Source organism: Johannesbaptistia floridana, from assembly GCF_057440575.1.
On record NZ_JALKVM010000316.1, the window covers coordinates 1 to 8119 of the forward strand.

Genomic DNA, 8119 nt, shown 5'->3' on the forward strand with positions numbered 1-8119 from the left:
AACTTTTTCTGAGGTTAATTTAGTACATAAGTACTGGTGGAAGATGTGAGTTGAGGGAGATCGCCATACTATTATTTTGCTTAACAAGTTGTTAAATTTGCTGAAGCCAGATAGCAGTATTCTAAAGTTATGATAGTTTAATTGGGTTTAAGATTAATGATCAATAAAATTCTTTACGCCGATTCTGGAACAGGACATACTCAAGATATGCTCAAAGTCTTGTTAGATATACCAGCGATTCAAAAAGCTGATTTTACTTTGCTACACATCATTTCTCCTCAAGTGACTAGCGAAGCAACTACCGAAAAATGGGAACAAGGTGGTAAATTCATTGCAGAAACTTTAAAAAACCTGAACTTAGACCCCAGTAAAGTTACCACAATTCTGCGACAAGGAGAACCCAAAACTACAGTTTGCGAAGTTGCTAAGGAGATAGAAGCAGATTTAATAATTATGGGATCTAGGGGTATCAGAGGATTAGAAGCCTTTTTCGGTAACTCGGTCAGTCAATATGTCTTCCAATTAACAGATCGCCCCATGTTACTGGTAAAAGACGATATATATGTAAGAAAAATTAAACGGGTGATGGTAGCATTAGATAAATCAGGTGCTTCTAGTTATTGTCTTGATTTAGCTTTACAGATGTTCAAAGATTATCCAGACGCTCAATTATTTTTTGTCAGGATTAATCCTGATTTAAAACCAGAACTATTACCCTTGTCTAATGAAGAAATGGAACAAAACCCAGTTTTAGCACCCGCTTTAGCTAAAGCTAAACGTCTAGGACTAAATCCTCGTTGCATTGTTACTGGTGGTAAACCTGGAGAAAAAATCTGTGAACTTGCCAAAGAAAACAATGTAGACTTACTCATGATTGGTTCTCCAGATCGCCGTCCTTCTATAGCGAAAAATCTACCTGATTTAGACCGTTTATTAGGAACTTCTCTTTCTGATTATATTCGGGTTAATGCCACTTGTCCTGTGTTATTAGCCAGACGCGATGCTCAAACTAGTAGTTAGTTAGGATAAAAATAGTGGGAATAGGTTGGAAAATAGGTTCTACAGCAATTATTTGGGGCTTCGCTACCGGAATGTTTGCTATTTGTATTCCCTTGGTATCAGCTACTGAGAGTGGGATAGTTTTACCCCTAAGCATAATCATAGCAGTGACTATTAGTACAGTAGCTGTATGGACATCTAGTAAACCACAGCAGTTACCAAAGGAAAAAGAAGAAATAGAGGCAAACAATCGATAAAAATAATCTCAGGCAGCTTTTTAAAAGGGAAAACTCCAGTTTTTTCCCTTTTTTTTTTGATATTTTTTGGCAACAGAACCAATAAAATCGACTTATAGCAATGACCAAATAGATGTTTACAGTTATTTGCTCATTGCTATAACATCTATAGTTCACAAGATTTGATTAAAAAAACTTGGTAAGTCTTGCTTAATATTCCAAAGCAGAATTAATGGAAATCAAGTCATAGCACTATCAATCTAGTGCTAAGACTAGCTTGGCTTAATTTTCCCAGCAGAATTGTCAAAAACTTAGTCGGTGTGAAATATTCTATACTCTGCATTTATTGTAACCGTGTTGTCATACCGTCAGTTGTCTTTGCCAAGTAAGGGAGATCGCCCATTGGATGGCCGCTTTCATACTGCTAGGATTAGCTTTTCCTAAACCTGCTATATCAAAAGCCGTACCATGATCTGGAGAAGTTCTCACAAAGGGCAACCCTATAGTTGTGTTAACTGCTTCATTAAAGGCCATCAGTTTCACGGGAATTAAACCTTGATCATGATATAGTGCTAAATAAGCATCAGCAGTGTTTATTCCTGCTGTAGATTGATACCAAGCTTGACCTGGATTAACCCACATAGTATCAGGAGGAATCGGTCCTAGTAGCTGCAAATTACTATATTCAGCTTGTTTAGCCTTTACCCAGGGAATCAACCACTCAATTTCTTCCTTACCTAGTTTACCCTCTTCTCCACTGTGGGGATTAAGTCCAGCAATGGCAATTTTTGGCTGAGTTATGCCAAAATCGCTTTTGAGAGTTTCAATTAATAATTCTAACTTGAGACTCATTAATTGGGGATTTAACTGTCTAGGCACTTCTTTTAAAGGAATATGAGTTGTTGCTAATAGGGTACGTAAAACCCAGTCTGTATGAGGAGATTTACCGACAAATAACATACCATACTTACTGACTTGGGCATTAGTTGCTAATACCTCTGTTTGACCAGGATAATTATAACCTGCCTCCTGCCAAAGAGATTTAGCAATGGGCGCTGTGACAATTGCTGAAAATTTACTCTCTAATGTTGCTTTGATAGCAGTTTCTAGATAGCTAAAACAAGCGGCACCAGTATCAGGAGTTCCTATACCAGGTTTAATTGGCTTTGTGTTTGGGATGTCCCATACTGAAAGGTTTTGAGGATCTGCTAAGGGTTTGGTTTTTGATAAATTTTGATAAGTTTCTTCTAAAACTGCTAAACTACCTATTATAGTAATCTGGCAATTAGCTGTAAGTTGTGGATCCCTCAAACTCTGGAGAATTATTTCTGGTCCAATTCCGGCAGGATCTCCCATAGTAACAGCCAGATGAACACTAGATTGTTGTTTCATAGCTTTTTTTAAAGTTTAACTGTTTTAGAATAGCAATTATTAAGCTTTGGCAGTACTTAAATTAAGGAGATAAATACTTTCGTCTATCTTAAAAATTGTGGCAATAACTGTTCACAAGGTTAAGAACTATAAAATTAGCTTTTATATAGCAATTCCAAAGCAAGTGAGGTACATTTTCTATTCCCTTTTCCTTCCTAAATCCGTTAACCTCTTTACCTCAGTAGACTTAAAAACGCTATAGTACAACAAAACTTATCCAACAAAAGAGCCAAATTTTAACTCGTGGCAAATATGGTTTATACAACTTATGAACTAATTAATATTTTAGAAGCTGAACTCAAAGCTAATTGGCAAGGAAAGAGAATTCTCATGTCCTCTAGGCGCAGGATTGATAACCCTGTACTTGCTAAAGCAATTAACGTGGAAAAAGCTAATCGTGTTTTTGCCTATCAAGATTTTCGCAGCCAAGTACATGATTATCAAAGAAAACACCATATTTCTGGAATAGTCTGGCGTCTATGTCAATTCCAAGGTGAATCTATAGAAGTTCCTGAACTACATAATCAATTAGTTTTAGTTCCCGGAGATAAGAGAATTTTAATGAATGCCAAATCATCTATTTTTGAGTTTTGGCAAAAAGTTACAGGTGATATGGATTATTTCTTGACAGGCGATCGCACTCAATGTTTAGAGGGTAGATTTGAAGCGATTACTCAAGAAAGATTACACCAACTGGTAACCGAAGCAGAATGGGTAGAAATCGATGCTGGTCACAATGAACTTTATTTAGGTTTATGTTGGGGAAATCCTGAAGAAAGTCAATATTTGTGGGCAAGACCTGAATCAGGCTGTAAACGTGTAATTGCTGCTGACGGTCAACCTAGTAATATTAGTATTTACTAAAGCTAGAAGCTAATTTTATTTTATCCTAATAATATACAATCGTCTCTCTGAGTGACATTTAGATAGGAAGAATGTCACAATAATAGAGGTAAGAGTTAAGAATGAATATACCATGACTACAAATTCGCCTCAGAATAATAACTCAGATTTAATTACAATACAAGCCACCCCAGGAGTCAACCCCGCTTTTGATTTAATTGGTCTAACTCAACTTAGAAATGATCCTGATTTTGCTAGTATAGACGGTAGTGGCTTTAGTGTAGCAGTAATAGATACAGGTTTAGACAGAACTCACCCTCTTCTAGATGATAACTACATAACAGGCAGAGACTTTGTCAATGGTGGAGATAACCCTATAGACCAGGGTAGCCATGGGACCCATGTATCTGGAACAGTGGGTGCTGAAGATGAAAACATAGGTGTAGCACCGGGAGTAGGGTTGATTGGGTTACAAGTATTTCGACCTACTGCCAATGGATTACGCGCACAGAGTACAGATGTAGAAGCAGCATTGCAATGGGTAATAGATAACCAACAAGAATATAATATCGTCGCTGTAAATATGTCTTTAGGGGGAGGATTCTACCAATCAGAGGCAGAAGTACGTAATCTAGATCCTAGATACGATGAAATTCAACGTTTAGAAGACTTAGGAGTTACAGTAGTATCGGCTGCTGGTAATTCTTTTAAAAATAATGAATTCCCCAATTTTGGCGCCCCTGCTATTATTAGTACCCTAGGAGTCGGCGCAGTTTGGCAAGATGGTACTGCAAATAACGTTCAATTCCAAAGTGGTGCAACTGATTTTACTACAGGTTCCGATAGAGTTACCAGTTTTAGTCAACGTTTAAGTGCAGACAATGCTATATTTGCCCCTGGCGCATTGATTAGAAGTACGGTTCCTGGTGGAGGGTTAGATGACTCTGCTGGTACAAGTATGGCTTCTCCTATAGTAGCAGGGGCAGTAGCTTTAATGCAAGAAGCAGCTTTTGAATTCGGGGGACGTTTACTATCTCCTGATGAAGTAGTGGAGATTATGCGGAGTACAGCAGATATAATTTATGATGGGGACGATGAAGATGACAATGTCCGTAATACTGAGACTAATTATCCTCGTTTAAACATATACAATGCGGTTCGGGAGATTAGAAATAGATTTGGTGGCGATGATGATGACCCCAATCCTAATCCTGATGATCCCAACCCTGGCAGCAGAAATGACCCCAATGGCACAATCAATGGTGCTTTCTTGGGACCAACTATCGATGGGTCTGAAGTAAGAATAGTTAATGGAAGTATTGGTGTAGATGGTGGTAACACTCAAGTAGGAGATACTGATGTAGATATTATTCGCTTTGAGGTGGCTTCGGCAGGAAGTGTGGAACTAAATATAGTTTCTAATACTGATAATAGAGATGATTTTGATAGTTTTTTACGTCTATTTAATCAATCAGGAGAAGAAATAGCAAGTGATGATGATGGCGGAGAAGGTCAATTTTCTAAACTGGAAGTATCTCTAGATCCAGGAATCTACTACGCTGGAGTCAGTGGCTACGAAAATATTAACTATGATCCTACTGACCCAGATGGTAGAATCTCAGGAGATACAGGCAATTTTACTCTAGAATTTAGTTTAGGTAACGATGACCCCAATGGTTTAATTAACGGCGCTGTACCTACTAATTTAAGCACAGATAGTGATGGTGAACCAGTAGTTCAAAATGGTTTCCTAGGCGCTGATTATGGTGAACCAGTGGGTGTAGCTGATGTAGATATTTTTGAAGTAGTAATTCCTGATAATGGGGTTTTATTTATCGATATTGATACTCCCTTTGAAGATGACTTTGCTGATACTTATGTAAGAATCTTTGATAGTGATGGGGATGAAATCTTTAGTAGTGATGATGATTTAGCTACTGACTTAGCAGGGAATTTTGTAGAGTATACAGATTCTACTTTTCCAGGATTGGTATTTGCAGATCCAATAGATAGGCAATTTTTTAACGGCCATACTACTGATAGTTTTATCGCCGCTAATGTAGAGGCTGGAGAAGTCTACTATGTCGCAGTATCGGATTACTTTAACCAAGATTATAATCCCAATAACTTAGATAATCGTTCTGATGCTGGTAGTGGCGGTTCTTATGATTTAATCTTGAGTTTCGCTAATCGTGACTTAAATGGAAGTATATCGGAATCTCGTAATGATTTAACCTTACCAATCGCTGATATACCAGGCTTAATTAGTGCCGATTTTGGTGTAGAAGTTGGCGATCGCGATGTAGATTTTGTAGAAATTAATTCAGATACTGATGGGATTTTAGAAATTGATATCGATGCTTATGAAGCTAATCTGGATAATCCTGTAGATTCAGTAGTTAAACTTTTCGATGCAGAGGGTAATCTCTTAGCTATCAATGACGACCAAGAGGCGGGAAACCGAGATTCTTTGTTACAATTTCCTATTGAAGAGGACCAAAACTACTATGTATCGATTTCTGGCTATGGTAATGATAACTTTAACCCATTTCAATTAGCTAGTGGTTCCCCAGGAATGACCGGAGAATATTTATTTAACGCGAGAATTCTACCAAGTTCTGAAAGTGAATCCCTATCTAATGATTCTGTAGATAATGACGCAGTTATTGAAGTAAATACTGGAGATTTTGTCTTTGGCAACATTGGCAATGATAATAACTTTTTTGTGGGTAATAGAGATATTGATATTTATACTTTTACCCCTTCCTCCAGTGAAACTGTTAATATTGCCACTACTACCAATGAAGAATTTAGTGCCGATACTTTTTTAAGGGTTTTTGATAGTGATGGCGATGAATTAGCTTTTAATGATGATGCTAGTAACAATACTCAAGGCAGTTTGCTACAAATCTCTGTAGAAGCAAATCAAGAATACTTGATTGGTGTTAATGGCGCTAGTGAAGATGCGCGTGATTACAATCCTCTGACGGGAGAAAATGCTGCCTCTGCTAGACAATTAGGCAATTATGGGCTATCAGTGACTGAAGCAGATGGGGATTCAACAGTTATTGAAGGTACTAACGATGACGACCTGATTACGGGAACAATTATTGGTGAGGTAATCAACGGTAAAAATGGTGATGATACCCTAGACGGCGACGGCGGCAACGATGAATTAATAGGTAATCAAGGTGAAGATCGCCTTTTTGGTAACTCTGGCAACGATACCCTAGATGGTGGCTTAGATAATGACCAGTTATTCGGTGGCAACGGCGATGATAATCTGATTGGCAAAGATGGCGATGATACCCTAGATGGTGGCAGTGGTGATGATACCATGCGGGGAAGTGAGGGGAATGATACCTATATTGTTGATTCAATTAACGATGTGGTAGAGAATGAAAAACCAGATGCCGAAGTTGATGGTATTGATACTATAGAATCATCTGTAGATTGGGCATTAGGTCCAAAAGGTCGAAATGTAGAAAACCTGATTGTTACTAGTGATAGATTTATCGCCGGGATTGGTAATCTTTTAGATAATCAAATCATAGGCAGTAATTCTAAAAATCGCCTAAGTGGAGGAAGAGGGGATGATACCCTAGATGGTGGCAGACAAGAAGATCGCTTGATTGGCAATGATGGTAATGATATACTTATTGGTAGCTTTGCCGATGATTTACTCGAAGGAGGTAAGGGGCGCGATCGCTTTCAATTTGACCGTATTGACGACAGATTTGGTATTGATACCATCGTTGATTTTAACCCCGCCGCAGATATTATCTCTGTTTCTAGAGATGGTTTCCAAAACAGTTTAGATACTGGTTTTCTTGATAACTCTCAACTACTAGAAATACCGACTCTAGAAGATTTTGATAGTGATTTTACTTTAGGTTTTGTCTATGCTACTGAAGATGGAAGTTTAGCTTATATAGACACAGAAAATGATCTCAATTTAACTCAATTTGCTGTTTTAGAGGGTGAACCTAATCTACAAGCCAATAACTTCCAGATTTTTTAAGATCACTACTCCAAAATAATGTAGGGGCGCAAGGCTTGCGCCCTATATATAATAGTAACTTGAGATAAATCAAAAAAAGATTAATTCAATCAAAGAAACAGAAGCGATCGCTCCGACAATGTAAGATGATGTAGGGGCGCAAGGCTTGCGCCCTATATATAACAGTAGTAATTTTGTAGATTGGACCCTTGTAACGAAACCCAACATTAATTTTATCCTCAAAGAAACAGAAGCGATCGCTCAAATAATGTAAGATGATGTATGGGCGCAAGCCTTGGAATGGGCGCAAGCCTTGGAATGGGCGCAAGCCGGAATATGGGCGCAAGCCTTGGAATGGGCGCAAGCCTTGGAATGGGCGCAAGCCTTGGAATGGGCGCAAGCCTTGCGCCCCTACTACAGGTTGTCAAAAATCTCTATTCGTGGTTTATAACTTTGTAGGTTGGGTTGAGGACCGAAACCCAACATTAATCTAAAGCCCCTACTACAGGTTGTCAAAAATCTCTATTCGTGGTTTATAACTTTGTAGGTTGGGCAGGGAGATAACCCAACAAACATGAGTTTTGAAGTAACGAGTAACGAGTAATGAGTA

Annotated in this window: 6 protein-coding genes; 4 read left to right on the top strand and 2 right to left on the bottom strand. The window is 38.3% G+C overall.

Annotation, left to right across the window (positions count from 1 at the left end):
• The first annotated feature begins 156 nt into the window (after positions 1-156).
• On the top strand, positions 157-1020 hold the full coding sequence (locus tag MW688_RS18395) for a universal stress protein (protein WP_486737472.1): 864 nt from the start codon (positions 157-159) through the stop codon (positions 1018-1020).
• 14 nt (positions 1021-1034) lie between these two features.
• Entirely contained in the window at positions 1035-1256 is a 222-nt protein-coding gene (locus tag MW688_RS18400) for a hypothetical protein (protein WP_486737473.1), read from the top strand.
• A 339-nt stretch (positions 1257-1595) separates the two neighbouring features.
• On the opposite strand, the gene pdxA is transcribed toward MW688_RS18400, so the two are convergent.
• Positions 1596-2627 (bottom strand): 4-hydroxythreonine-4-phosphate dehydrogenase PdxA, encoded by a 1032-nt coding sequence (gene pdxA / locus MW688_RS18405; RefSeq protein ID WP_486737474.1) that lies wholly within the window; start codon positions 2625-2627, stop codon positions 1596-1598.
• Positions 2628-2918: 291 nt separating this feature from the next.
• Between pdxA and MW688_RS18410 the strand changes: the two genes are divergently transcribed.
• The gene (locus MW688_RS18410; RefSeq protein WP_486737475.1) at positions 2919-3530 is read left to right on the top strand and encodes a hypothetical protein; all 612 of its coding nucleotides are present in this window, start codon (positions 2919-2921) and stop codon (positions 3528-3530) included.
• 112 nt (positions 3531-3642) lie between these two features.
• On the top strand, positions 3643-7530 hold the full coding sequence (locus MW688_RS18415) for a S8 family serine peptidase (RefSeq protein ID WP_486737476.1): 3888 nt from the start codon (positions 3643-3645) through the stop codon (positions 7528-7530).
• Between the two features lie 85 nt (positions 7531-7615).
• On the opposite strand, the gene MW688_RS18420 is transcribed toward MW688_RS18415, so the two are convergent.
• Entirely contained in the window at positions 7616-7909 is a 294-nt protein-coding gene (locus tag MW688_RS18420; protein WP_486737477.1) for a hypothetical protein, read from the bottom strand.
• Positions 7910-8119 lie beyond the last annotated feature (210 nt).